17 protein-coding genes are annotated in these 24,703 nt (G+C 68.8%); 9 read left to right on the plus strand and 8 right to left on the minus strand.

From position 1 onward, the window contains the following. Nucleotides 1–38: 38 nt before the first annotated feature. The 3 genes from accB to BVIR_RS05400 form a co-directional block, all read right to left on the minus strand. Nucleotides 39–515: an acetyl-CoA carboxylase biotin carboxyl carrier protein gene (gene accB, locus BVIR_RS05390; RefSeq protein WP_055036768.1), complete on the minus strand. Its 477-nt coding sequence runs from the start codon at nucleotides 513–515 to the stop codon at nucleotides 39–41. Between the two features lie 470 nt (nucleotides 516–985). Beyond that, nucleotides 986–1,780, minus strand: coding sequence for a DsbA family protein (locus tag BVIR_RS05395; RefSeq protein WP_082416743.1), 795 nt, complete (start codon nucleotides 1,778–1,780; stop codon nucleotides 986–988). Nucleotides 1,781–1,803: 23 nt separating this feature from the next. Then, nucleotides 1,804–3,180: a M48 family metalloprotease gene (locus BVIR_RS05400; RefSeq protein WP_236823719.1), complete on the minus strand. Its 1,377-nt coding sequence runs from the start codon at nucleotides 3,178–3,180 to the stop codon at nucleotides 1,804–1,806. A gap of 240 nt (nucleotides 3,181–3,420) precedes the next feature. Here BVIR_RS05400 and BVIR_RS05405 point away from each other — a divergent pair, with 240 nt between their 5' ends. Then, the gene (locus BVIR_RS05405) at nucleotides 3,421–4,599 is read left to right on the plus strand and encodes a pyridoxal phosphate-dependent aminotransferase (RefSeq protein ID WP_055036770.1); all 1,179 of its coding nucleotides are present in this window, start codon (nucleotides 3,421–3,423) and stop codon (nucleotides 4,597–4,599) included. A 230-nt stretch (nucleotides 4,600–4,829) separates the two neighbouring features. Here BVIR_RS05405 and BVIR_RS05410 read toward each other — a convergent pair whose 3' ends face one another. After that, a complete protein-coding gene (locus BVIR_RS05410; protein WP_055036771.1) occupies nucleotides 4,830–7,670 on the minus strand; it encodes an Rne/Rng family ribonuclease in 2,841 nt (946 codons plus the stop codon). Nucleotides 7,671–8,396: 726 nt separating this feature from the next. Here BVIR_RS05410 and BVIR_RS05415 point away from each other — a divergent pair. From BVIR_RS05415 to BVIR_RS05445, 7 genes are all read left to right on the plus strand, one after another. After that, nucleotides 8,397–9,779, plus strand: coding sequence for an N-acetylmuramoyl-L-alanine amidase (locus BVIR_RS05415; protein WP_055036772.1), 1,383 nt, complete (start codon nucleotides 8,397–8,399; stop codon nucleotides 9,777–9,779). Nucleotides 9,780–10,111: 332 nt separating this feature from the next. Next, nucleotides 10,112–12,586, plus strand: coding sequence for a penicillin-binding protein 1A (locus BVIR_RS05420; protein WP_055036773.1), 2,475 nt, complete (start codon nucleotides 10,112–10,114; stop codon nucleotides 12,584–12,586). After that, a complete protein-coding gene (locus tag BVIR_RS05425) occupies nucleotides 12,583–13,035 on the plus strand; it encodes a MaoC family dehydratase (protein WP_055036774.1) in 453 nt (150 codons plus the stop codon). The genes BVIR_RS05420 and BVIR_RS05425 overlap by 4 nt, the downstream gene beginning before the upstream one ends. A gap of 217 nt (nucleotides 13,036–13,252) precedes the next feature. Beyond that, nucleotides 13,253–14,242, plus strand: coding sequence for an HlyD family secretion protein (locus BVIR_RS05430; protein ID WP_055036775.1), 990 nt, complete (start codon nucleotides 13,253–13,255; stop codon nucleotides 14,240–14,242). Continuing rightward, on the plus strand, nucleotides 14,232–16,976 hold the full coding sequence (gene rbbA, locus BVIR_RS05435) for a ribosome-associated ATPase/putative transporter RbbA (RefSeq protein WP_055036776.1): 2,745 nt from the start codon (nucleotides 14,232–14,234) through the stop codon (nucleotides 16,974–16,976). Before BVIR_RS05430 ends, rbbA begins: the two co-directional genes overlap by 11 nt. Further along, complete coding sequence (locus BVIR_RS05440; protein ID WP_145911848.1) at nucleotides 16,976–18,103, plus strand: ABC transporter permease; 1,128 nt, start codon at nucleotides 16,976–16,978, stop codon at nucleotides 18,101–18,103. Before rbbA ends, BVIR_RS05440 begins: the two co-directional genes overlap by 1 nt. An 81-nt stretch (nucleotides 18,104–18,184) precedes the next feature. Next, nucleotides 18,185–19,552 carry a TrpB-like pyridoxal phosphate-dependent enzyme gene (locus tag BVIR_RS05445; RefSeq protein ID WP_055036778.1) on the plus strand — a complete coding sequence of 456 codons (1,368 nt, stop codon included), beginning with the start codon at nucleotides 18,185–18,187 and terminating at the stop codon, nucleotides 19,550–19,552. Nucleotides 19,553–19,696: 144 nt separating this feature from the next. Here BVIR_RS05445 and BVIR_RS05450 read toward each other — a convergent pair whose 3' ends face one another. The 3 genes from BVIR_RS05450 to BVIR_RS05460 form a co-directional block, all read right to left on the minus strand. After that, nucleotides 19,697–21,073 carry a methyl-accepting chemotaxis protein gene (locus BVIR_RS05450; protein WP_257720207.1) on the minus strand — a complete coding sequence of 459 codons (1,377 nt, stop codon included), beginning with the start codon at nucleotides 21,071–21,073 and terminating at the stop codon, nucleotides 19,697–19,699. Further along, nucleotides 21,051–21,572, minus strand: coding sequence for a PAS domain-containing protein (locus BVIR_RS05455; protein WP_055036779.1), 522 nt, complete (start codon nucleotides 21,570–21,572; stop codon nucleotides 21,051–21,053). The genes BVIR_RS05450 and BVIR_RS05455 overlap by 23 nt, the downstream gene beginning before the upstream one ends. 188 nt (nucleotides 21,573–21,760) lie before the next feature. Beyond that, nucleotides 21,761–22,903, minus strand: a complete 1,143-nt coding sequence (locus BVIR_RS05460; protein WP_082416579.1) for an ISAs1 family transposase — start codon at nucleotides 22,901–22,903, stop codon at nucleotides 21,761–21,763. A 163-nt stretch (nucleotides 22,904–23,066) separates the two neighbouring features. On the opposite strand from BVIR_RS05460, the gene prfB reads away from it, so the two are divergent. Beyond that, nucleotides 23,067–24,198, plus strand: a protein-coding gene (prfB, locus tag BVIR_RS05465; protein ID WP_145911847.1) for a peptide chain release factor 2 whose coding sequence is annotated in 2 segments (ribosomal slippage) — nucleotides 23,067–23,135 and nucleotides 23,137–24,198 — 1,131 coding nt in all. Because the reading frame shifts where the segments join, the coding sequence is not laid out codon by codon here. Between the two features lie 101 nt (nucleotides 24,199–24,299). Here the strand turns inward: prfB and BVIR_RS05470 are convergent. After that, nucleotides 24,300–24,632, minus strand: a complete 333-nt coding sequence (locus BVIR_RS05470) for a hypothetical protein (RefSeq protein ID WP_055036781.1) — start codon at nucleotides 24,630–24,632, stop codon at nucleotides 24,300–24,302. Nucleotides 24,633–24,703 lie beyond the last annotated feature (71 nt).

Genomic DNA, 24,703 nt, shown 5'->3' on the forward strand with positions numbered 1-24,703 from the left:
GGGCCTCTTTTCCGCCGGGAGCGGCCCGGCGGCGACCGTCACTCGATGATCATCAATGGCTCGCCGTATTCGACCGGCTGGGCGTCGCCGACGAGAATTTGCGTCACCGTGCCGGCACGCGGCGCGGGGATCGCGTTCATCGTCTTCATCGCCTCGATGATCAGCAGGGTCTGGCCCTCCTTCACCTGCATGCCGACGTCGACGAAGGCCTTCGCGCCGGGCTCCGGCGCACGGTAGGCGGTGCCGACCATCGGCGACTTGACGAGGCCGGGGTGGTTGGCAGGGTCGACCGCCGCGGGCACCACCGGGGCGGCCGGCACTGGTGCCGGCACCGGTGCCGCGACGGTGTAGGCGGGAGCCGCCGCCATGGCCGCGGAGAACGGCGCGAGCTGGATGTTGCGGGCGACGCGAATCCGCAGCTCTCCGTGCTGGACCTCGACCTCGGTGAGGTCGGTGTCGTTGAGGAGCTGCGCGAGTTCGCGGATCAAACCAGGATCGATGGCAGATTTTGGCATCAAGACATTATCTCCCGGCGCCGGTTCAGGCCGTCGCCTTCAGCTTGGCGGAGCGGTCGGCTCGCCACGTAGGGCAGTGGATGCGCACGCACCGGGGGGAATCTGCGCAAAATACGCCTCGGCCGGACCGGTCTCGTCGCCACGCCGCGGCGCCGCTCGAAGCGCGCTTGGGGCCGGTTCGATGACAATCCGTCGGAGACGAACATCGCGATCATCGAAACCATCTGGCGCGGTCGACCGGTTCGCCCGCCGGCGCTCTTATAGGCATGGATCGGCCCCGTGAAAAGCCGCCTGTGCAGGCGAAGGCCGGCCGGGCGGCTTCGGTCCCCGAACGTGAGGTCGGCCGTGCGATTTCAAAGTCTTGCCGCGGGTGCGGCCGGGCGCGGGCGCCATGGTGCAGCGCAGCGCCGCCGGCGCGACCGCCGCCGCGGTTTGCGCCGGGCCGCGATTGGGCGGCCCGGCGGGTCGAATCAGCAGCGCGTGGTCTTGCAGCTGTCGCGGGTGGATTTGACGTGATCCTGCAGCTTGGGGAGGCCAACGGCGCCGATCAGCACGTTGTCGCCGATGACGTAGCTCGGCGTGCCGCTGAGGCCGAGGTCCTGCGCCAGCTGGAAGGTCTCCTGCAGCGATGCCTTCACCCCGTCGCTGTCGATGTCCTTGGCGAGCCGCGCCATGTCGAGGCCGACCTCCTTGGCCACCGCCAGCGCCCGCTCGCGGGTGGCCTCGGCGCGGCCGCCCATCAGCTTCTGATGGAATTCAAGGAACTTGGCAGGCGTGGCCTGCACCTTGACCGCGACCGCCACCTTGGCGGCGTCGACCGAGGACTCGCGCAGCACCGGGAAGTCCTTCAGCACCACCCGCACCCGGTCGTCGGTCTTCATCAGCTCGATCAGGTCGGTGAGGGCGCGTTTGCAGAAGCCGCAATTGTAGTCGAAGAACTCGACCACGGTGACGTCGCCCTGGGGATTGCCGAGCACCGCGCTTTGCGGAGCGCCGAGCAGCCGCTCGCGATTGGCCTCGAGCACCAGCTTGCGGCGCTCGGACTCGTCGGCGCTGGCGCGCTTCTCCAGCTCCGCAGCCACCTCCTGCAGGATCTCCGGGTTCTTGATCAGCGTCTCGCGGACGATCTTCTCGACGTCCTCGCGCGTCAGCGGCGCAGCCGGCGCCGGCTCGGCGGCGGCGGCGGGCAGGGCGCAGACGGCGGCGAAAGCCGCCGCCGCGAGAGCGGCCGCAGCCCTCCGCGCTGTTGAGGTGAGCAGCGTCATGGTGCGAAGGCTCCTGGTTGCGATCAGCTCTTTCCGTCGAGCTTCGGGGGTTTGTAGTTCTCGATATCGTCGGCCTTGATCCATCCGGGCGAGCCGTTGGCGAAACGGGTTTTGGCGCGGGCGGCGAGCTGGCGCGCGGTCTGGAACTCGCCGGAGGCGATCGCGGCCTGGGCGGAGGCGAGGTCGGCGTTGGCGTAGTCGCCCTTGCGGCCGTAGGCCAGCGCCAGCTGGCGGAAGCCGTCGACCGCCGTGGTCTCGTTCGCCAGCGCCTGCGACAGCTCGCGGATCGCCTCGTCGGCATTGGCCTTGCTGCCGCTCGCCACCAGCGCCTGGCCGAGCATGATGCGGATCGGGGTGGCGCGCGGCGCCATCGCCGCCGCCCGCCGGAGCGGGGCGATCGCCTCGTTCGGCCGCGCGCTCTCCAGCAGCGCCTGGCCCTTCAGCTCGTGGAAATAGGGGTTGTCCGGCTGCGCCGCGATCAGGGCGTCAATCTGGCGGATGGCGTCGTTGACCTGGTTGAAGCGGTAGGCCGAGATGGCTCTGGCATAGCGCGCCGGCAGGCTGGTGTCGCTCAGCGGATAGCGGCGGGCCACGGTGTCCGGCTTGTCGAAGAAGCCGATGATCTTGGCCCGCATCAGGTCGTGCCGCAGTTGCAGCGCCGGCGAATCGCGGACGTCGCGATAGGGGCTCTTCGCCACCAGCTCTTCGAGCTGGGAGATGCGCTCGCGCGGCAGCGGGTGCGACAGGGTGTAGGGGTCGACGCCGCGCGAAATGAACAGGTTCTGGTCGCCGATGCGGCGGAAGGTGTCGAGCATGCCCTTCGGCGATTGCTTGGTGGCGTGCAGATAGTTGACCGCGGCGCGGTCGGCGGCCTGCTCCTCGCCGCGCTGATAGGACAGCAGCGAGCGGCGGATCATCTCCTGCGGGCCGGTGACGATGCCGCCGACCGCGCTGCCGAGATTGGAATCGCGGGTGGAGCCGCTGGCGGCGCCGGCGGCGACCGCGCCGAGCGACAGCAGGAAGGCGACGATCGAGGCCGATTGCGCCGCGGCGAGCTGCTGGCGCATGCGGGCGAGGTGGCCGCCGGCGATGTGGCCGGTTTCGTGGGCCAGCACGCCGATCACCTCGTTCGGCGTCTTGGCGTCGACCAGGGTGCCGAGGAACACGAAGATGCGGCGGCCATCGGCGACGAAGGCGTTGAAGGCGCGATCGTTGATCAGCGTCACTTCGATGTTCTGCCGCGCCAGGCCGGCGGCGCGCAGCACCGGCGCCATGTAGTCCTTGAGCAGCGCCTCGGTCTCGGCGTCGCGGACGATCGGCAGCTTGGGCTGGCCCTGGGCGAGCGCGAGCGGGGCGAGCAGCGGCGAGGCGGCGGCGGTCACGGCGAGGGTGACGGCCATCGCGGCGGCACCGAGACGACGCGCCCAGCCGGGGCGGGCGCGCGGTGACCTTACGACAGGCGAAACGTCAGACATCGGTGGCGGCGCTCCTGTCCAGCCTCGACGCGCGACCATAGGGCGCAAGGCCGACCCGATCAATTCGGCTGCGGAGGCGGCAACAATGAGGCGTTGCGGGCGCGGGCGGGGCCGAGTCCCGCGCGCGCAGGTTCCCCGCGCGCCGCCCTTGCGCTATGCGAAAGCATGCTCAGCCCGCTCGATCCGCTGCTCCGTCCGGCCGCCCGCGCCGATATCGCGCCGTTCATCGTCATGGACATCATGGCGGAGGCCGCTCGCATCGAGCAGGCCGGCGGCCGCGTCGTCCATCTGGAGGTCGGCCAGCCTGCGGCGCCGGCGCCGGCCGCTGCGCGCGCGGCCGCCGCGCGCTGCCTGGCGGAGGGCCGCATCGGCTACACCACCGCGCTCGGCATTCCGTCGCTTCGGCGCCGCATCGCCCGCCATTATGCCGAGACCTTCGGCACCGAGGTGTCGGAGGCGCGCATCGTCGCCACCACCGGCTCGTCGGCGGCGTTCGTGCTGGCGTTCCTCAGCCTGTTCGAGCCGGGCGACCGCGTCGCCATCGCCAATCCCGGCTATCCGCCCTACCGCCAGATCCTGAAGGCGCTGGGCTGCGAGCCGGTGCTGATCCGCACCGGGCCGGAAACGCGGTGGGCGATCACGCCGGAGGCGCTTGCGGACGAGCATCGCAAGGTGCCGCTGGCCGGCGTGCTGGTGGCGAGCCCGGCCAACCCGACCGGCACCATGATGAGCGGGCAGACGCTCGCCGCGCTGATCGGCGCCGCCGAAGACGCCGGCATCCGTTTCGTCTCCGACGAGATCTATCACGGGCTCGACTACGCCTTTCCGGCGGCAACCGCCGCCGCGGTCTCCCCCCGCGCGACCGTGATCAACTCGTTCTCAAAATACTTCTGCATGACCGGCTGGCGGGTCGGCTGGATGGTGGTGCCCGAACCGCTGGTGCGCGCGGTCGAGCGGCTGCAGCAGAACCTCGCCATCTCGGTGCCGACGCTCAGCCAGGTGGCGGCGGAGGCGGCGTTCGACGGCGTTGCGGAGATGGAGGCGGTGAAGCGCGGCTATCTCGAGAACCGCCGCATCCTCACCGAGGGACTGCCGCGCATCGGCATCGACCGCATCCTGCCGGTCGACGGCGCGTTCTACCTTTACGCCAACGTCAGCGGCTTCACCGACGACAGCCTCGCCTTTGCCCGCTCGATGCTGGCCGAGGCCGGGGTGGCTGCGACGCCGGGCGTCGACTTCGACCCCTATGACGGCCGCCATTTCATCCGCTTCTCCTATGCCGGCGCGGCCGACGACATGCGCGAGGCGGTGGAGCGCATCGGTGGCTGGCTGAAGCGCGGGTGAGGGCGCGCCGCTGACGCGGAACGCCACAGGTCGGCCCAGGAGGCAGCTTTTGCCGCCTCCTCACCATGAGGCCGAGAAAGCTCAGCCTTCAGGGCCTCGGCTATAGGCCCCCGCAGGGATCAGCCGGAAACCCGACCAAGCGGGCGACATCGTTCGCCAGCGCACCACGCTGAAAACGACAGAGCCCGGCGCAAGGCCGGGCTCTGCAACTCGTCAGCGCGGCTGCTCGGTCACCCGACCCGGCGCGACCACCAGCCCGAGCGCTTGGGGCGATTCGGGTTGTCGTCGTCCGGGGTCAGCACCTGATGGACCGGCTCTCCGCGCGGCTGCGATTCCGGCTCCGTGACCGGCGCGACCTCAACCTTCGGAGCCTCAACCTCCGGGGCCTCGACCCGCGGCACCTCGACCGGCATGGGCTCGGCCTGATGCGATTCGGCCTGCGGCGCGGGCTCGGCGGCCTCAATGGTCGCCGGCTCGGCGCTGTCGACCAGCGGCGGGATCAGCTCGAGCCGGGGCGTGGGCTGCAGCGTCACCTCGTCGTCGCCCTCGCCGGCCTCGGCGTCCTCGCCCGGCAGCCCCTCGCGGTCGCGCCGGCCGCGCCGGCCGCCGCGGCGTCCGCGCCGCCGCCGCCGCCGCCGTTCCTCGCTATTGGCATCGCCGGCCTCGGCACCGTCACGAGCTTCGTCGCCGTCCTCGCCGTCGTCGTCGTCGTCCTCGCCGGTCGGCTGGGGTGCGGCGAGCCGGGGTGCGTCATCGCGCTCGCCCGCGCTTTCGGCCGGCAGGTCGCCCTGGGCGTCATCGCGGCCGCGCCGCCGCCGCCGCCGCCGCCGCCGACCATTGGCGTCGCGGCCATTGTCGGCGGTCGCCTCGGCCTCGGTGTCCTCGACCTCGACCTCGGCCTCGACCTCGGCTTCGGCTTCGGCTTCGACCTCCTCGATCTCCTCGTCCTCGGGCGCGATGGCGTCGGGCTGGATCGGTGCCAGCGCGGCGCGCACCACCGGACCCTTGGCCAGGGCACCCTTGTCGATGACGTGCTGGATCTGGCCGGTGATCGAATCATCGGCCTCGATCTCGATCAGCACGCCGAAGCGGCGCTCAAGTTCGAACAGGTGCGAGCGCTTCTGATTGAGGCAGTAGAGCGCGACCGGGGTGCGGGTGCGCACGATGAGGTCGTGGCTGGCCGATTTGATCAGCAGGTCCTCGATCGCGCGCAGCACGTGCAGCGCCACCGATGCCGGGGCGCGGACGTGGCCGGTGCCGCCGCAGTGCGGGCAGATCTCCGAGGAGCTCTCCAGAACGCCGGTACGGATGCGCTGGCGGCTCATCTCCAGCAGGCCGAAGTGCGAGATGCGGCCGACCTGGATGCGGGCGCGGTCGTTCTTCAGCGCTTCCTTCAGCCGGCGCTCGACGGCGCGGTTGTTGCGCTTCTCGTCCATGTCGATGAAGTCGACCACGATCAGGCCGGCGAGGTCGCGCAGGCGAAGCTGGCGTGCCACCTCGTCGGAGGCTTCCAGATTGGTCTTGAGCGCGGTTTCCTCGATCGAATGCTCGCGGGTCGAGCGGCCGGAGTTGACGTCGATCGCAACCAGCGCCTCGGTCTGGTTGATGACGATGTAACCGCCGGACCGGAGCTGCACCGTCGGCGAGAACATCGCGTCGAGTTGGGGCTCGACCCCGCTGCGCGCAAAGATCGGCGCGGTCTCGCGATAGGGCTGCACGTTCTTGGCATGGCTCGGCATGAGCATGCGCATGAACTCTTTGGCCTCGCGATAGCCGTCCTCGCCGGCCACCAGCACCTCGTCGATGTCCTTGTTGTAGAGGTCGCGGATGGCGCGCTTGATCAGCGAGCCTTCCTCATAGACCAGCGCCGGCGCGCTCGATTGCAGCGTCAGCTCGCGCACGGTCTCCCACAGCCGCAGCAGATATTCGAAGTCGCGCTTGATCTCGGTCTTGGTGCGGTTGGCACCGGCGGTGCGCAGGATGACGCCCATGCCCTCCGGCACTTCCAGCTCGGCGGCGACCGACTTCAGGCGCTTGCGGTCGGCGGCGCTGGTGATCTTGCGCGAGATGCCGCCGCCGCGGGCGGTGTTCGGCATCAGCACCGAGTAGCGGCCGGCGAGCGAGAGGTAGGTGGTCAGCGCCGCGCCCTTGGTGCCGCGCTCCTCCTTGACGACCTGGACCAGCAGCACCTGGCGCCGCTTGATCACCTCCTGGATGCGATACTGGCGGCGCAGCGGACGGGCGACACGCTCGGGCATTTCCTCCAGCGCTTCGCCGGAGCCGACGATCTCGACGACCTTGGCCTTGGCCGGCTTGTCGGCGCCGTCCTCATCCTCGTCGTCGTCTTCGTCGTCATCCTCCTCGTCTTCGTCTTCGTCGTCCTCGTCATCCTCCTCCTCGTCGTCGTCGTCTTCGTCCTCTTCGTCGTCCTCTTCGTCGTCCTCGTCCTCTTCGTCTTCCTCCGCCTCGTCTTCGTCCTCATCTTCGTCAGACTTGGCGGGACGGCGCTCGGACGGCGCGGCGACGGGCTCGACGGTGGGTTCGGCGACGGCTTCGGGCGCCTCGGTGGCCGGCGATTCGGTGGCGGGCAGCGCGTCGCTCACGGCCGGCACCGCGTCGGCGGCGGTGGCCGGCTCGGCAGTCTCCGGCGACGGCGCCTCGGACACCACGGCGTCGACGCCGACGGTGCGGGCGGCAACCGCCGCGCTGTCAGGCCGCCGGCGACGGCGGCGCTTACGGTCGTTCCTCAGCTTGGCGTCCTCGGCCTCGCGTTCGGCGCGGGCGGCACGCTTTTCCTCTTCCAGCAACGCCAAGCGGTCGGCGACCGGGATCTGGTAGTAGTCGGGGTGGATTTCGTTGAAGGCGAGGAAACCGTGGCGATTGCCGCCGTATTCGACGAAACAGGCCTGGAGCGAAGGTTCGACGCGGGTGACCTTGGCGAGATAAATGTTGCCACGGAGCTGTTTGCGGGCGGCGGATTCGAAATCGAACTCCTCAACCCGGTTGCCGCGCACCACGACCACCCGGGTCTCTTCCGGGTGGGTGGAATCGATAAGCATCTTGTTGGCCATTGAACTCTCTCTGGGCGGCATCGAACCGTCGCATCGCGAACGCGACGGTCAAACACCGCCGTCCGTTCTGGCGAGGCGAAACGCCGCGCGGTGTCTCAAAAGGGGTCCGAATCGGTGGGGGAGAACCGGAGAATGCGGAGCGCGACGCTGCCGGCCGCGAAAATGCGGCGGGTCTCAGGCAGGCGGTCGCGGATGCATCCATCGCGGTCTACGTCTCTCGGGCGCGACAAGCCAATGTCGCGATAACGCATGGTTTTCCGGGCTGACGCAGCGATTCTGCTGCGCGGCAGGCGAACCGACAGATCGTCCCTGCGCCGCTGGCCGGCTGTCGGCGCGGTCGGGACCGTCTGCGGCCTGCCGGAACCACGAACCATGAGCCGTCTTTAAATAACGGGAGCTACCCTCGATTGGCAAGGTTCGCCGCGAAATCTCTCGTCTTTCAAGATTAGGTTAACCCTGGCGGGCCCTCGGCGGTGCGATTTGGCCGGTGAATCCGCCGCCGAGGCTCCGCTTGAAGCCGGCGCGCCGCGGATGGGGTGATTCGCTGCCGCGCCAAGCTGAAGCGAGCGCCGGGCAGGGTCGGCCGGGCAGGATGGGGCAGGAGGATGGGCAAAATTTAGAATAATTCTTGCCGTATTTGGTCCAAACTCGGCGCCAAATGTGGACAAGGCTGCCATAGCCATCGCAGAGCTGGGATTAACCGTCGGGGTCGTGCATCGGGTCTTCATGGTGCTGTTTCGTCGCGTCGCTGCGCTGATGCTGCTCGCTGCCGCCCTCGTTCCGTCGGCGGCCTCCACAGGCTTTGCCCAAGGCGGAGCTTTTGCCCAGGGCGCCGCGATCGCGGCGACGGCGCCGGCCAAGGACGCCGTGCCCGAGGCGGTCACGGACGCCAGGGATGCCGTCGCGGGGGCGGCCGGCAATCCCGTCAAGGATGACGCCACCAAGGCGAAGGCCCAGAGTGCGGTGGCGGTCGACGTCCGGTTCGCCGGCGACCTCGCCCGCAGCCGGATGATTCTCGACCTCTCGACCAAGGTCGAGATGCGGGTGTTCACCCTGGCCGATCCCTACCGCGTGGTGGTCGACATCCCCGGCCTTGAGTTCCGGCTGCCGTCGGAGGGGGGGCGCGACGGCCGCGGCCTGATCACGGACTTCCGCTACGGAAATGTGAGTCCCGGCAAGGCCCGCATCGTGCTGGAAGTGCGCGAGCCGGTGGCGGTCGACAAGGCGTTCGTGCTGGAGGCGATCGACGACCAGCCGGCGCGGCTGGTGGTCGATCTGGTGCGCACCGATCGCGCCACCTTCCTGCGCTCGGCCGAGACCCAGACGCCGGCGCGGGCCGAGGCGGCGGCGCTGGCGGTCAAGCCGGAGCCGGTGCCGCCCGGCGCCAAGGGCCAGCTGCCGGTGGTGGTGATCGACCCCGGCCACGGCGGCATCGACAGTGGCGCGGCGGCGCGCGGCAGCGGCGAAACCGAAAAGACCATCGTGCTCGACGTGGCACTGATGCTGCGCGAGCGGCTGGAGGCCGGCGGCCGGGTGCGGGTGGTGATGACGCGCACCGAGGACGTGTTCGTGCCGCTGGGCGAGCGGGTGCGGATCGCGCGGCGCAGCGAGGCGGTGCTGTTCCTGTCGATCCATGCCGATTCGCTGCGCGTCCGCGACGGCCTCGCCTCCGGCGCCTCGGTCTACACCCTGTCGGAGAAGGCCTCCGACGCCGAGGCCGAGCGGCTGGCCGAGTCGGAAAACAAGGCCGACCTCATCGCCGGCGTCGATCTCGGCGAGGAGCCCGCCGACGTCGCCGACATCCTGATCGATCTGGTGCAGCGCGAGACCAAGTCGTTCTCGATCCATTTCGCCCGCACCCTGGTCAAGGAACTGCGTCCGACCGCGCGCATGCACCGCACGCCGCTGAAGTCGGCCGGCTTCAAGGTGCTCAAGGCTCCCGACGTGCCCTCGGTCCTGCTCGAACTCGGCTTCCTGTCCAACCGCGAGGAACTGCGGCAGATCACCTCCCAGGCCTGGCGCACCAAGGTGACGCGGGCGATTGCGGAGGGCATCGAGGAGTTCGTGGCGACCCGGACCATGGACGAGAGCGTGCGCGCGCCGCAGTGACGGCATGGCGCTGCCGGCTCCGATCGCCGGACGCCGGCTGACTGCGGCTTCGGCTTTGATGAGGCGTGCGGGTCAGCGCGCCGGCGCGCGCAGGCCTCAGGCTCGCCAGGTCTCGCGGGCCCAGGCCTCGCAACATTGTGTGCCGTTGCCGCCGGGCCTCCGTTTTGCCACGAAGGCGGGCGAGGCATGCTGTGGTGCCGCCAAGGTCCGGACGCCGGTGGGCCGGCGGGCGCGACCCGCCGGCCGCCTGAACGGTGCGGCGGCCGTTCCGGCTTGTGCAAATCGGGTTCCCGCAGGGTGCGGAAACGCCAAAGCTGACTGCAAGGAACGAAATGCGCCTCTTGATCAGGTTTTTCGGCTTCCTGTTCGCGATCGGAACGGTGGTGTTCCTGGTCGGTGTCGGTGGCGTCTCGTACTTCGTTTGGAAATACTCCCAGGATCTGCCGGACTATTCGACGCTGCAGAACTATGAGCCGCCGATCATGACGCGCGTCCACGCCACGGACGGCTCGCTGGTCGCCGAATACGCCCGCGAGCGCCGGCTTTATCTGCCGATCCAGGCGGTGCCGAGACTGGTGGTGGGGGCCTTCCTCGCCGCCGAGGACAAGAATTTCTACCAGCACGGCGGCCTCGATTTCTCCGGCATCGCCCGCGCCGCGGTGGTCTATGTGCAGAACATGGGCACCGGCCGCCGGCCGCAGGGCGCTTCGACCATTACCCAGCAGGTCGCCAAGAACTTCCTGCTCACCAACGAGGTCTCGATCGACCGCAAGGTCAAGGAAGCGCTGCTGGCGCTGCGCATCGAACGAACCTATTCGAAGGACAAGATCCTCGAACTCTATCTCAACGAAATCTATCTCGGCATGGGGGCCTATGGCATCGCCGCCGCCTCGCTGCTCTATTTCGACAAGTCGGTGCACGAACTGACCGTGGCGGAGGCGGCCTACCTTGCCGCGCTGCCCAAGGGGCCGACGCTGTTCCACCCGTTCCGCCAGCGCGAGCGCGCCATCGAGCGCCGCAACTGGGTGATCGACCGCATGGTCGAGGAGAAGTTCATCGCCGCCGAGGACGGCGAGCGCGCCAAGAAGCAGCCGCTGGAGGTGACCTCGCGGCCGACCGGCGCCCATATCTTTGCGGCGGAGTACTTCGCCGAGGAGGTGCGCCGCGAACTGATCGACCGCTACGGCGAGAAGAAGCTCTACGAGGGCGGGCTGTCGGTGCGCACCACGCTCGACCCCAAGTTGCAGCAGATCGCCAAGAAGACGCTGACCGAGCACCTGGTGCGCTTCGACGAGCAGCGCGGCTGGCGCGGCCCGGTCAGCCGCATCGACCTTGCCGCCGGCGACTGGGGCGCCAAGCTTGGCGAGATGCGCGCGTTCAGCGACATTTCCTGGCGGCTGGCGGTGGTGCTCGAAGCGGGCGACCAGACCGCTCGCATCGGCCTGCAGCCGCCGCGCGAGCGCTCCGGCCAGATCGCCACCACCCGCGACATCGGCCTGCTGACGCTGGAGGGCGTGAAGTGGGCGCGCTGGGCGCAGGGGCCGGACAAGGGCAAGGCGGTGAGCAAGGTCGCCCAGGTGGTCCGTCCCGGCGACGTCATCCATGTCGAGCAGCTCTCGGCCGACCCGTCCGGTGCCCAGACCTTCAAGCTGCGCCAGCTGCCGGACGTGGAAGGCGGCCTGGTCGCGCTCGACCCGTGGACCGGCCGCGTGCTGGCGCTGGTCGGCGGCTTTTCGTTCGACGAAAGCCAGTTCAACCGCGCCACCCAGGCGTTGCGCCAGCCGGGTTCGTCGTTCAAGCCGTTCGTCTACGCCGCCGCGCTCGACAACGGCTACACCCCGTCCACGGTGGTGATGGACGCGCCGATCGAGGTCGACCAGGGGCCGGGCCAGGACAAGTGGCGGCCGGAAAACTACTCCGGCAAGTTCTACGGTCCGCAGACGCTGCGGTTCGGCATCGAGCAGTCGCGCAACGTGATGACGGTGCGGCTGGCGCAGGACGTCGGCATGCCGCTGATCGCCGAATACGCCAAGCGGTTCGGCGTCTATGACGATATGCTGCCGGTGCTGTCGATGGCGCTCGGCGCCGGCGAAACCACGCTTTTGCGCATGGCCGGCGCCTACGGCATGTTCGCCAATGGCGGCCGCCGCATCAAGCCGACCCTGATTGACCGGGTGCAGGACCGCTACGGCCACACCGTCTACCGCCACGACGAGCGGCAGTGCCAGGGCTGCGACGCCGACAGTTGGGCGGGCCAGCCCGAGCCGACCCTGGTCGACAAGCGCGAGCAGGTGCTCGACCCGATGACCGCCTACCAGATCACCTCGATGATGGAGGGCGTGGTCCAGCGCGGCACCGGCACGGCGCTGAAGGCGGTGGGCAAGCCGATCGCCGGCAAGACCGGCACCACCAACGACGCCAAGGACGTCTGGTTCGTCGGCTTCTCGCCTGATCTGGTGGTGGCGACCTATTTCGGCTTCGACCGGCCGCGCTCGCTCGGCAAGGGCGCCACCGGCGGCGGCATCGCCGCGCCGGTTGCCCGCGACTTCATGAAGCTCGCGCTCGCCGACAAGCCGTCGGTGCCATTCCGGGTGCCGCCCGGCATCAAGCTGATCCGCATCAACGCCAAGACCGGCCTGCGTGCCCAGCCCGGCGAGAGCGGCACCATCCTGGAGGCGTTCAAGCCCGGCACTGCGCCGCCCGACTCCTATTCGATCATCGGCGTGGTCGACTCCGAGGGCCGCCCGCTGACGGTGTCGCCGGAGGCCGACCGTGCGGTCGGTTCCGGAACCGGTGGGCTCTATTGACGGCGTCCGGCGAGCGGTCGTTGCCGGAGTGGCCGGACATCGGCGATCGGTTCGAAAAGGAGTTCTGCTTCTCGGCCGATGAGATTTCCGATTTTGCCACCCGGCTCGGCGACAACAACCCGCTGCACCACGATACCGAGTACGCCGCCGCCTCGCGCTTTCGCGGGCTGATCGCCTGCGGGCCGCACACCTCGGCGCTGTTCATCGCCTTGCTTGCCAGTTGGTTTTCGCCCGACTGGGAGCTGGTCGGGCTGGAGTTCCAGGTCAGGTTCGACCAGCCGATCCGGGTCGACACCACGGTGCGTATGGTCTGGACGGTGGCATCGGTCGAGGCCAACGCCGCCGGCACCCGCGCCAAGCTCGCCGTAACCGGCGAGGCGGTCGACCCGAACGGCCGCCCACTGCTCACCGGCAGCGCCACTTTGGTGCTGTGGCCGAAGGAGGGGTGAGGCGTCTCGCGTGTCATCCCGGGCAAGGGCCGAAGGCGCGCGCGCCGGGATCGTGTGCCGAAGGGGGGGTCTCCTGCTGACGGTCCCGGCTCGGCGCGTCACGCCGTCCGGGACGACACCGGATGGATCCCGCCGTTGCAGAGCAGACGCGCTTTCCCGATGCTGCCGGAACTGAAGCGCCGGCTCTACCGTTCAACCAACTCGTTCGGAGGTGTCCATGCGCATGACCACCGTTGTCGCCGCTCTGGCCATTGTCGCGGCCGGAGCCGCCGGCGGCTACGTTCTTTGGTCGCGCGAGGCGGCCACCCGCGTGCCGGAGGGCTTCGCCCGCGCCAATGGCCGCATCGAGGTCGAGCGGGTCGACGTTGCCACCAAGATCGCCGGCCGCATCGCCGAACTGAGAGTGCGCGAGGGCGACGACGTCACCAAGGGCATGCTGGTGGCGCGGCTCGATTCCACCGAGCTGCGCGCCCAGCTCGCCGCCGCCAAGGCGGCGGTGCTGCGCGCCGAGCAGGCGATCATCAAGGCAGAGGCCGACGTGGCGAGCCAGGAGGCCAGTCTCGTGCTCGCCGAACTCGAACTCTCGCGCGGCACCGAACTCGGCAAGCGCTCGGTGGCCTCGGTGTCGGACGTCGACAAGCGCCGGGCCCAGCGCGACGTCGCCAAGGCCGTGGTCGATGGCGCCAAGGCCGCGGTTGGCGATGCCAAAGCCGCCCGCGAAGTCGCGATCGCCCAGGTCGACCAGATCCAGGCGACGCTGGACGAGACCGACCTCACAGCACCGGTGGCCGGCCGGGTCGAATACAAGCTCACCCAGCCGGGTGCGGTGCTGGCGGCCGGCGGCCGCGTCGTGACGCTGCTTGATCTCACCGACGTCTACATGACGGTGTTCCTGCCCACCGCCCAGGTCGGCAAGGTAGCGCTCGGCTCGGACGCGCGGATCATCCTCGACGCCGGGCCGCAATTCGTCATCCCGGCCAGGGTGTCGTTCATCGCCGCCGAGGCGCAGTTCACGCCGAAAGCGGTCGAGACGGTGACCGAGCGCGAGAAGCTGATGTACCGCCTCAAGGTGTCGATCGACCCCAAGCTGCTCACCACCTATCGCAACTATGTCAAGGCCGGGCTGACCGGCTACGCCTATCTCCGGATCGACCCGGATGCCGCCTGGCCCGCCTCCCTTCAGCCGAAGCTGCCGGATGTGCGCTGAGCCGATCGTCCGCACCGAGGGGCTGAGCCATCGCTTCGGCGCCAAGACGGCGTTGATCGACGCGACGCTGGAGCTGCCGGCGGGCTCCACCACCGCGGTGGTGGGACCGGACGGCGTCGGCAAATCGACGCTGCTGTCGCTGATTTCCGGCACGCGGAAAATCCAGACCGGCACCGTCACCGTGCTGGGCGGCGACATGCGCGACGCCCGCCACCGCGGCCGGGTGGCGCCGCGCATCGCCTACATGCTGCAGGGGCTCGGCAAGAACCTCTACCCGACGCTGTCGGTGGTCGAGAACATCGATTTCTTCGGTCGCCTGCACGGCCAGGGCCCGCGCGAGCGCGCCGCGCGCATCCAGCGCCTGCTGGAGGCCACCGGCCTTAAGCCGTTTTCGGACCGGGCGGCGGGCAAGCTGTCCGGCGGCATGAAGCAGAAGCTGTCGCTGTGCTGCGCGCTGGTCCATGACCCCGACCTCCTGATCCTCGACGAGCCGACCACCGGCGTCGACCCGCTGTCGCGCCGCCAGTTCTGGGCGCTGATCGACGCGCTGCGCGCGGAGCGGCCGGCGATGACGGTGGTGGTCGCCACCGCCTATATGGAGGAGGCGGCGCGGTTCGAGCGGCTGATCGCCATCGACGAGGGCCGCATCCTCGCCGCGGAGCGCACTGCCGACGTGCTGGCGCGCACCGGCGCATCGACGCTCGAAGCCGCCTACGTCGCGCTGCAGCGGCCGGAGCGGCGCGGGCAGGGCGGCGCGCTGGTGATTCCGCCGCGGGCCGAGCACGACGGCGCGCCGGCGATCGAGGCCTTCCATCTCACCCGCCGCTTCGGCGATTTCGTCGCGGTCGATGATGTGTCGTTCCGCATCGGGCGCGGCGAGATCTTCGGGTTCCTCGGCTCCAACGGTTGCGGCAAGACCACCACCATGAAAATGCTCACCGGCCTGTTGCCGGTGAGCGAGGGCAGGGCGGAGCTGCTCGGCAAGCCGGTCGATGCCGGCGACATCGCCACCCGGATGCGGGTCGGCTACATGTCGCAGTCGTTCTCGCTTTATGACGAGCTGTCGGTCCGCGCCAACCTCGAGCTGCACGCCAAGCTCTACCGCGTGCCCAAGGACGAGACGCGCGCCCGCGTCACCGATGCGTTGACGCGGTTCGATCTGGCCGACGTCGCAAGCGAGCTGCCGGCCGGCCTGCCGCTCGGCATCCGCCAGCGCCTGCAACTGGCCGCGGCCTGCCTGCACCGGCCCGAGGTGCTGATCCTCGACGAGCCGACCTCGGGCGTCGACCCGGCGGCGCGCGATCTGTTCTGGCGGCTGATGATCGAACTCGCCCGCCGCGACGGCGTCACCATTTTCGTCTCGACCCATTTCATGAATGAGGCCGAGCGCTGCGACCGCATCTCGCTGATGCACGCTGGCAAGGTGCTGGCGGTCGGCACGCCGGCGGAACTGGTCGCCAGCAAGGGCTCGCCCTCGCTGGAGGAGGCGTTCATCGCCTATCTCACCCTCGCCGCCGGCGAGAGCGTCGAGGCCGCCGCCGCTGGCGCCGCGGCCGACCCGCCGCCGGCGGACCCGGAGCCTGCGCCGGGCGCGCGCTCCCAGCTCGCCGTCTCGCTCGGCCGCATCTGGGCGTTCGCCCGCAGAGAGGGCGTCGAGCTGTTGCGCGACCGCGTGCGGCTGGCCTTCGGCCTGATCGGCCCGCTGATCCTGATGCTGACGTTCGGCTATGGCATCTCGTTCGACGTCGAGAAGTTGTCGTTCGCGGTGCTCGACCGCGACCAGAGCATCGAAAGCCGCACCTTCCTCGAAGCGTTCGCCGGCTCGCGCTATTTTTCCGAAAGGCCGCCGCTCAACTATCAGGACGAGATCGACGCGCGCATGCGCGCCGGTGAGCTGCGCCTGGCCATCACCATTCCGCCGAGCTTCGGCCACGACCTCCTGAGCAATCAGCGGCCCGAGGTCGGGTTCTGGCTCGACGGCGCCAACGCGTTTCGCGCCGAGACCACCCGCGGCTACGTCAACGGCGTGGTGCAGGCCTATGCCGAGGACCTGGCGCGGCGCACCTATGGCGCGGTGCCGGATCTGACGGCGGTCGAGCTGCGCCCGCGCTTTCGCTACAACCAGGATTTCCGCAGCGTGTTCGCCATCGCCCCAGGCATCATCATGATGCTGATGGCGATGATCCCGGCGATGATGACGGCGCTCGGCGTGGTGCGCGAGCGCGAGATCGGCTCGATCGCCAACCTCTACGCTTCGCCCGCCACGGTAGGCGAATTCCTCATCGGCAAGCAACTGCCCTATCTTGCGCTCGGCTTCGTCAGCTTCCTGCTGCTGATCGTGCTGGTGGTGGTGCATTTCGGCGTGCCGGTGCGCGGCTCGCTGCTGGCCTTGGTGGCAGGCGGGGCGCTCTACATCGCCGCCACCACCGCGTTCGGCCTGTTCGTGTCGAGCTTCGTGAAGAGCCAGGTGGCGGCGATGATGGTGACGGCGGTGCTGTGCAACACCATCGCCATCAACTTCTCAGGGCTGCTCTACCCGACCTCGACGCTGACCGGCTCGGCCAAGCTGCTCAGTGTCGGATTTCCGGCCTCCTGGTTCCAGCACATCAGCCTCGGCACCTTCACCAAGGGCTTGCCGGCCTCGGCCTTCACCCTTGACCTCGTGGTGCTGGTGCTGTTCGCCATCGGCTTTCTGATGGCGGCGCGGCTGTTCCTGAAAAAGCAGGAGACGTGATGCGCGCGCTCGCCAACATCTGGACGCTCGGCCTCAAGGAATTCGCCAGCCTGCGGCACGATCGCATCATGCTGGTGCTGCTGCTCTACGTCTTCACCGGCGCAATTTATTCGATCGCCCACGGCGTCTCGACCGAGGTGGTCAATGCTTCGATCGGCATCGTCGATTCGGATCATTCGCAGCTGTCGGGACGCATCGCCAGCGCGCTGCAGGCGCCGCTGTTCCAGTCGCCGGTGCTGCTGGATCGCGATCAGGTCGACGCGGCGATGGAGGCCGGCCGCATCACCTTCGTCATCGACATTCCGCCCTCGTTCGAGGCCGACGTGCTGCGCGGCAACAAGCCCGCGGTGCAGATTCTGATCGACGCCACCGCCATGACGCAGGCCGGGGTCGGCTCGCTCGACATCCAGCAGATCGTGCTGCAGGAGGTGACGGCGTGGCTGCAAAGCCGCGGCGTCGCGGCCTCGCTGCCGATCGAGGTGAAGACGCGGGCGTTCTTCAACCCCAACCTCGATTCGATCCGCTTCACCTCGGTGATGGCGATCATCAACTTCGTCACCATCCTGTCGATCGTGCTGGTGGCGGCGGCGGTGATCCGCGAACGCGAGCACGGCACCATCGAGCATCTTCTGGTGATGCCGGTCACCCCCGCCGAGATCGCCGTCGCCAAGATCTGGGCCAATGGCGCGGTGATCCTGGTAGCGACGTTCCTGTCGCTGGTGTTCATGGTGGAAGGGGTGCTCAAGGTGCCGGTCCACGGCTCCATCGCCCTGTTTCTGGCCGGCACCGCGATCTATCTGTTCGCCACCACCTCGCTCGGCATCCTGCTCGCCACCGTGGCGCCGACCATGCCGCAGTTCGGCCTGCTGGCCATCCCGGTGTTCATCGTCATGAACCTGCTGTCGGGCGCCAACACCCCGCTGGAGAGCATGCCCGAGCTGCTGCAGCACATCGTCCAGGTGTCGCCAACCACGCACTTCGTCGCCTTTTCCCAGGCCATCCTCTACCGCGGCGCCTCGCTCGACGTGGTGTGGCCGCAAATCGTGGTGATGGCGGTGATCGGCGCGGTGGTGCTCGGCGTGGCGCTGGTGCGTTTTCGCTCGATGCTGGCCTCGCAGGCCGGGTGAGTATTCCTCCCAGTGGCGTGGCGAAAGACCGGGCGATGGCCTAAACAGCCGCAGTTCCATCGCTCACACGGGGGGAGTTCCATGAGCGACAGCGTCAAATATCTGCTGCCGGAAGATCGTATTCCGCGCGCTTGGTACAATCTTGCGGCCGACCTGCCGGTGCCGCTGCCGCCGAGCCTGAGCCCGGCGACCGGCAAGCCGCTTGGTCCGGACGACCTCGCGCCGATCTTCCCGATGGCGCTGATCGCCCAGGAGGTCTCGACCGAGCGCGAGATCGAGATCCCGGAGCCGGTGCGCGACATCTACCGGCTGTGGCGGCCCTCGCCGCTGGTGCGCGCCCGCCGCATGGAGAAGGCGCTCGACACCCCGGCGCGCATCTTCTTCAAGTACGAGGGCGTGAGCCCGGCCGGCTCGCACAAGCCCAACACCGCGGTGGCCCAGGCCTTCTACAACCGCGAGGCCGGCATCCGGAAGCTGTCGACCGAGACCGGCGCCGGGCAGTGGGGCTCCTCGCTGGCCTTCGCCGGATCCCTGTTCGGGATCGAGGTCAAGGTCTACATGGTCAGGGTCTCCTACAACCAGAAGCCGTATCGGCGCGCGTTGATGGAGACCTACGGCGCCACCTGCATCGCCAGCCCGTCCAACGAAACCGCGTCCGGCCGCGCCTTCCTGTCCGCCAATCCGGATTCGCCCGGCAGCCTCGGCATCGCCATCTCGGAGGCGGTCGAGGTCGCCGCCCAGAATGCCGACACCAATTACGCGCTCGGCAGCGTGCTCAACCACGTCGGCATGCACCAGAGCGTGATCGGCCTCGAAGCCATCGAGCAGATGGAGATGGCCGGGTTCTGGCCGGACGTGGTGATCGCCTGCGCCGGCGGCGGCTCCAACTTCGCCGGCATGGCGTTCCCGTTCCTCGGCAAGAAGCTGCGCGAGGGCAAGGACGTGCGAGTGCTGGCGGTGGAGCCGGCGGCCTGCCCGACGCTGACCCGCGGCACCTACGCCTATGATTTCGGCGACACCGCGCACCTCACCCCATTGATGAAGATGCACACGCTGGGCTCGACCTTCGTGCCGCCCGGCTTCCACGCCGGCGGGCTGCGCTATCACGGCATGGCGCCGATGGTCAGTCACGCCAGGGAGCTCGGCCTGGTCGAGGCCCGCGCCGTCCACCAGAACGGCTGTTTCGAGGCCGGCCTGCTGCTGGCGCGCTGCGAGGGCATCGTGCCGGCACCGGAATCGACCCACGCCGTGCGCGCTGCCGTCGACGAGGCGCTGGCGGCCAAGGCGGAAGGCAAGCCGCGCACCATCCTGTTCAACCTGTCCGGCCACGGCCACTTCGACATGCAGGCCTATATGGACTACCTGTCGGGCAAGCTGGAGGACCGCGACTACGACGCGGCTGCGCTCAACGCCTCGCTCGAGCTGTTGCCCAAGGTCGCGGCGGAGTAATCCGCTCGGTACGGCTGGATGCAGCGTCGTCCCGGGCGAGGCGTGAGCCGAGACCCGGGACCGTTGTCCGGATAGGACACCATCCTGCGAGCGATCCCGGCTCGCACGCCCAGGGGCGCGCGGCCGGGACGACGTGGCTGGACGTCAGGCCGCCGTCTTCACGCGGTCCTGCCGCCGCTCCGGCCCGCGATAGTTCGGGTCATCGCGCTTGCGGCGGTTGAGCGGGCCGCGGTGCAGCGCGGCGAGGAAGCTGTGAACCTCCTCGGTGAGGCGCTGTGCCCGGGCCGACAACTCGCCCGACGCGGTGCGGGTGTCGGCGGCCAGGGTCTCGGTACGGCCGGCGACGGCGGTGGCACGGTGGATGTTGTCGGTGATGTCGCGGATGCCGTCGAACGCCCGCTCGACATTGTCGGCGATTTCCGCGGTGGCCGACATTTGGCTCTCGACCGCCTCGGCGACGTAGGTGGTGATCTGGTCGACCTCGCCGATGGTGCGGGCGATCTCGGTGATGGCCTCGACCGCGGCGCGGGTCGAGGCCTGCACCTCGGCGATCTGGGCCGAAATCTGGCTGGTGGCCTGCGCGGTCTGGCCGGCCAGCATCTTCACTTCCTGGGCGACCACGGCAAAGCCGCGGCCGGCTTCGCCGGCCCGCGCCGCCTCGATGGTGGCGTTGAGCGCAAGCAGGTTGGTCTGCGCGGCGATGGCGCGGATCAGTTCGGCGACCTGGCCGATGTTGTCGCCGGCCGCTTGCAGGGTCTGGATGGTGTCGTGGGCTTCGCGGCTGCGCGTCACCGCCTGACGGGCGACGGTGGTCGACAGCCGGACCTGCTCGCCGACGTCGCGGGCGGATTCCGACAGCTTGGCGGTGGCGGTGGCGACCGTCTTCATGTTGCGCGTCGCCTCCTCGGAGGCGGTGGCGACGGTGGTGGCGCTGGACCGGGTGGCGCTGGCATTCTCGGTCATGGTGCTGGCGGTGGCGCCCATGCCGGTCGAGGCCGCGGAGACGTTGCGGACGATGTCCTGGATCGAGGTTTCGAACCGCGTGGTCTCGTTGAAGAACGCTCCGATACGGCCCTGGATCGAGGCCATCGCGTCGTTGATGGTCGCGGCCGAGCTGCCCAGGGCGCCGGCCAGCCCCTCCGGCCGGATCTTGCGGTAGTAGGTGTTGGCGCGCACCGCCTGCATCGCCGCGGTGGCCTCGCGGACATAAGCGTCGCAGCGGTCGATCATGTCATTGAGCGCGTGCTGGGCATCGCCCAGCTCGCCGCGCTCGGCGATGCCGACCAGCCGCGCCTCCAGATTGCCGGCGGCGATCTCGTGGCAGACCGTGGCCATGCGGCCGATCTCGCGCCGTAGCCGCAGCAGCCAGACCACCGCGAACCCGGCGGCGACGGCGCCGGCGGCGAGCGTGGCGACTGCGCCGGTCGTCCAGCCGGCGGCGAGGCAGGCCAGAGCGAGCACCAGCGCGCCCAGCGCCGCGCCGATGGCGCTCAGCGCCCTAAAGAGAGAGGACAAGTTCATCATAGGGCTTGTTGGTGGATTCGACGAAGGCGAGCAGCCGCTTGAAGCCGGCATCGAGCTGGTCCTTGCCGTTCCGGTGCTGCGCCTCGACCGCCAGCACCTCGGCATAGATCGGCTCGATGGCGGCAATGGCCTGACGGCTCGGCACCCGGCGGTTGGAATGGAACGCGACCATGTTGCCGGCCGCATCGAACGACGGCGTGACGTGGGCGAACACCCAGTAGAAATCGCCGTTCTTCGCCATGTTCTTGACGTAGGCGAAGATTTCGTGGCCGGCGAGCACGGTGTCCCACAACAGCTTGAACACCGCACGCGGCATGTCGGGATGGCGGATGATGCTATGGGGCTGGCCGAGCAGCTCGGCCTCGCGGTAGCCGGCGATCTGGCAGAACACCCGGTTGGCGTAGGTGATGCGGCCCTTGAGATCGGTCTTCGAAACGATCAGCTCGCCGGGATCGAAGAACCGCTCGACCGTGGTCGGCGTGACCGCAGTGCGCATGGCCAAGACCCCCAACGCAGGAACCCAACGCCGGAACTCGCCGTGGGATTCTACCAAAGGACCCCTACGGAAGACGGATGGCGAGGGCGCAGTTGACCATGCAGCAGTTCAGCATTCGTTAAAACCGGCGTCGAAACCGCGCCGCCGATTCGTTTCCGGAGCGGGAGACAGGGCAATCGGGTGAAAAATCACGCTGCCAGGAGACTTGCGAGGAAGTCGTCGTCCCAGGCGGCGACTTTTCGCTTGAGGCGGAGAGAATCCTTGCCCGGGGCCTTGCGGATGAGATTGAGGGCCATGTGCTTGAGGGTGGTGAAATTGGCGGGGGCGTGATCGGTGCGGACGCGGCAGTCGTCATCGCGGAACACCATGTCCATGATCCAATGCAGGCTGTTCTCCACCGCCCAATGGCTGCGGATGACGGGTCCGAGCTGGTCGGCCGGGGACGCCAGCGAGGCGATGTAGAAGCGGGTCTCCTGCTCGCACTTGGCGCCGATCTCGCGCATGCTTTCGACCATGACGACACTGGTCAGGCCGGGCCAATCGTGACGGTCTCGGAGCCAAGCCACGTCGTGCATCACCGTGGTGGTGCGGGTCTCGATGCGGCCGTGATCGCCATCGACGCTGTGATGGCGGCTGATCGCTGTGTCCTTGAAACCATTGGCTTTCTGCTCGGCGGCGAACAGCTCGACGTCCTCTCGCAAGCTGCCCTGGTTGCCTTTCAGGGCCAGCACATAGTCGGCCTTCTGGGCGAGGATTTGCGCGGCGATGGCGCGCTGGCAGCCCATGGCGTCGATGGTGACGATGGCGCCCTCGATCGACAGCAGGGAGAGCAGTTGGGGGATGGCGACGATCTCGTTCGACTTGTCGGCCACCTTGACCTGGCCGAGCACCAGGCGCTGGCGCGCCGCGAAGGCGGACACCATGTGGACCGCCGCCTTGGCGTCCCTCTTAGCCGAGCGGCGCAGCGTCTTGCCGTCGATGGCGATCACGTCTGCGGGCGCCCCGGTCACCGCCGCCACCCAGGCGACGAAGCAACGCTGGAACTGCGCAGCATCGAGGGTGGCGAGGATGTCGCCGAGGTGGTCGTGCGAGGGGGTGCCATGGAGAAACGTGCGGAACCGGCGCAGCAGGTCGAGCTTCGTCTCGCCGAACCTTGCGATGTCGACGAAGGTCTCGGCGCCGGCCAGCACCGCCAGCAGGCACAGCAGCAGCACCTCCTCCAGCGAGTACATCACCTTGCCGCGCTGGCGCGGGTCGGGCATGTCCTTGAAATAGTCCAGGAAAACAAGAGCTTCCCCAAGCGCGGCAAAGTCCGGTTCCGCTGGCTCCATCGCCCATCCTCCGCATCCGAATCGGAGGAACCGACAGATTCAGCACTTCAGGCCTTTGTCACCCCTTTCTTCACCCGATCGCCCTGGAGCGGGAGAGTGCTCGGGTTGCGCTTCGGGCGCGGGATCGCTACACCCACCGTTCTTCAAAACGGGTGGCAGGACCATGCGCGCCGAACTTCAGAATCTCGTCGATGACATCAAGCAGTCCGCGGGACTGCTGAGGAGGTCTCTTTGACTGGGATGTTGCACAGCGCCGACTGGCGGAGCTGAACGCCGCGTCGGAAGACCCCAATCTTTGGAACGACGCCGACGCCGCCCAGAAGCTGATGCAGGAGCGCAACGCGCTTGCCGATTCGATCGAGGGCGTGGTCAAGCTCGAACGCGAGCTGGACGACGCGGTGACCCTGATCGAGCTGGGCGAGGCCGAGGACGATGAGGACACCATTGCCGAAGCAAAGGCCATCCTCGAAGGGCTGAAGGCCGAAAGCGGACGCCGCCAGATCGAGGCGCTGCTGTCCGGCGAGGCCGACGCCAACAACGCCTTCCTCGAAGTTCATCCCGGCGCCGGCGGCACCGAGAGCCAAGACTGGGCCGAGATGCTGCTGCGCATGTACACGCGCTGGGCGGAGCGGCGGAAGTTCAAGGTCGAGCTGGTGGAGTGGCAGGCCGGCGAAGGCGCCGGCATCAAGGCGGCAACCATCCACGTCAAGGGCCACAACGCCTATGGCTGGCTGAAGACCGAGGCCGGTGTCCACCGGCTGGTGCGGATCTCGCCGTTCGACGCCAATGCCCGCCGGCAGACCTCGTTCGTGTCGATCGACGTCTATCCCGAGGTCGACGACCGCATCGTCATCGACATCAACGAGGCCGATGTACGGGTCGACACCATGCGCTCCGGCGGCGCCGGCGGCCAGCACGTCAACAAGACCGAATCGGCGGTGCGCCTCACCCACATCCCGACCGGCGTCGCGGTGGTCAGCGAAGGCGACCGCTCGCAGCACAAGAACCGCGCCGAGGCGTGGCGCATGCTGCGGGCCAAGCTGTACGAGCGCGAGCTGAAGCGGCGCGAGGCGGAGGCGATGGCCGAGCAGGCCGCCAAGACCGATATCGGCTGGGGCCACCAGATCCGCTCCTACGTGCTGCAGCCCTATCAGCTGGTGAAGGATCTGCGTACCGGCCACACCTCCGGCACGCCGCAGGCGGTGCTCGACGGCGCGATCGACGACTTCATGGAAGCGACGCTGGCGCAGAAGGCCTATGGTGGCGCCGAAGGCGAGATCGAGGACGTCGACTGAACGGACGTCCGATTGAGCGAAAGACGTGGATGGCCGGCCCGGCCATCCACGTCGGTTCGTCTGCAAAGGATCTGTTCGGCCGCGAGGCAGCCATCTCACCCTTACATGAAGCGTCCGGGTGGCACGTCGGGCTGAGCCAGCATCGACGGCTCGGGCTGCGAATTGAGGTTGAAGCCGACGTCGCCGCGGCTCGGCAGCGTCGCCGGCATCCGCGACAGATCATCGAACGCGAAGCGCAGCGTGTCCTGCCACTGGGCCTGGGCGACCGGGCCGGTCATCTGGGCGGTGTCCAGGGTGCGGCGCGCCATGCTGTCGACGTTGATCTGGCTAAACGCCAGCGCCGTGATGACGAGCGCGAGCGAGGACAGCGTGACGGCGAGGGTGGTTTCGGCGCGGCTGGAGCGACGGTCGTGGCGGGTGTCCGGGCGGGTCATGGGGGCGTCCTCATCAGGCGTCTTCCCTGTGCAGGCATAACGGCGCAGCGGGGACTTCGGTTCTCCACTCA

The sequence above is a fragment of the Blastochloris viridis genome (genome assembly GCF_001402875.1).
Taxonomy (GTDB): domain Bacteria; phylum Pseudomonadota; class Alphaproteobacteria; order Rhizobiales; family Xanthobacteraceae; genus Blastochloris; species Blastochloris viridis.

Excerpts from the sequence above, each read along its gene's own strand:
- BVIR_RS05470 (WP_055036781.1), bottom strand. The coding sequence starts at position 24,632 with ATGACCCGCCCGGACACCCGCCACGACCGTCGCTCCAGCCGCGCCGAA.
- BVIR_RS05400 (WP_236823719.1), bottom strand. The coding sequence starts at position 3,180 with ATGGCCGTCACCCTCGCCGTGACCGCCGCCGCCTCGCCGCTGCTCGCC.
- BVIR_RS05410 (WP_055036771.1), bottom strand. The coding sequence starts at position 7,670 with ATGGCCAACAAGATGCTTATCGATTCCACCCACCCGGAAGAGACCCGG.
- BVIR_RS05455 (WP_055036779.1), bottom strand. The coding sequence starts at position 21,572 with ATGCGCACTGCGGTCACGCCGACCACGGTCGAGCGGTTCTTCGATCCC.
- BVIR_RS05440 (WP_145911848.1), top strand. The coding sequence starts at position 16,976 with ATGCGCGCGCTCGCCAACATCTGGACGCTCGGCCTCAAGGAATTCGCC.
- BVIR_RS05460 (WP_082416579.1), bottom strand. The coding sequence starts at position 22,903 with ATGGAGCCAGCGGAACCGGACTTTGCCGCGCTTGGGGAAGCTCTTGTT.
- BVIR_RS05415 (WP_055036772.1), top strand. The coding sequence starts at position 8,397 with ATGGTGCTGTTTCGTCGCGTCGCTGCGCTGATGCTGCTCGCTGCCGCC.
- accB (WP_055036768.1), bottom strand. The coding sequence starts at position 515 with ATGCCAAAATCTGCCATCGATCCTGGTTTGATCCGCGAACTCGCGCAG.
- BVIR_RS05445 (WP_055036778.1), top strand. The coding sequence starts at position 18,185 with ATGAGCGACAGCGTCAAATATCTGCTGCCGGAAGATCGTATTCCGCGC.
- BVIR_RS05430 (WP_055036775.1), top strand. The coding sequence starts at position 13,253 with ATGCGCATGACCACCGTTGTCGCCGCTCTGGCCATTGTCGCGGCCGGA.
- BVIR_RS05405 (WP_055036770.1), top strand. The coding sequence starts at position 3,421 with ATGCTCAGCCCGCTCGATCCGCTGCTCCGTCCGGCCGCCCGCGCCGAT.
- BVIR_RS05450 (WP_257720207.1), bottom strand. The coding sequence starts at position 21,073 with ATGAACTTGTCCTCTCTCTTTAGGGCGCTGAGCGCCATCGGCGCGGCG.
- rbbA (WP_055036776.1), top strand. The coding sequence starts at position 14,232 with ATGTGCGCTGAGCCGATCGTCCGCACCGAGGGGCTGAGCCATCGCTTC.
- BVIR_RS05420 (WP_055036773.1), top strand. The coding sequence starts at position 10,112 with ATGCGCCTCTTGATCAGGTTTTTCGGCTTCCTGTTCGCGATCGGAACG.
- BVIR_RS05395 (WP_082416743.1), bottom strand. The coding sequence starts at position 1,780 with ATGACGCTGCTCACCTCAACAGCGCGGAGGGCTGCGGCCGCTCTCGCG.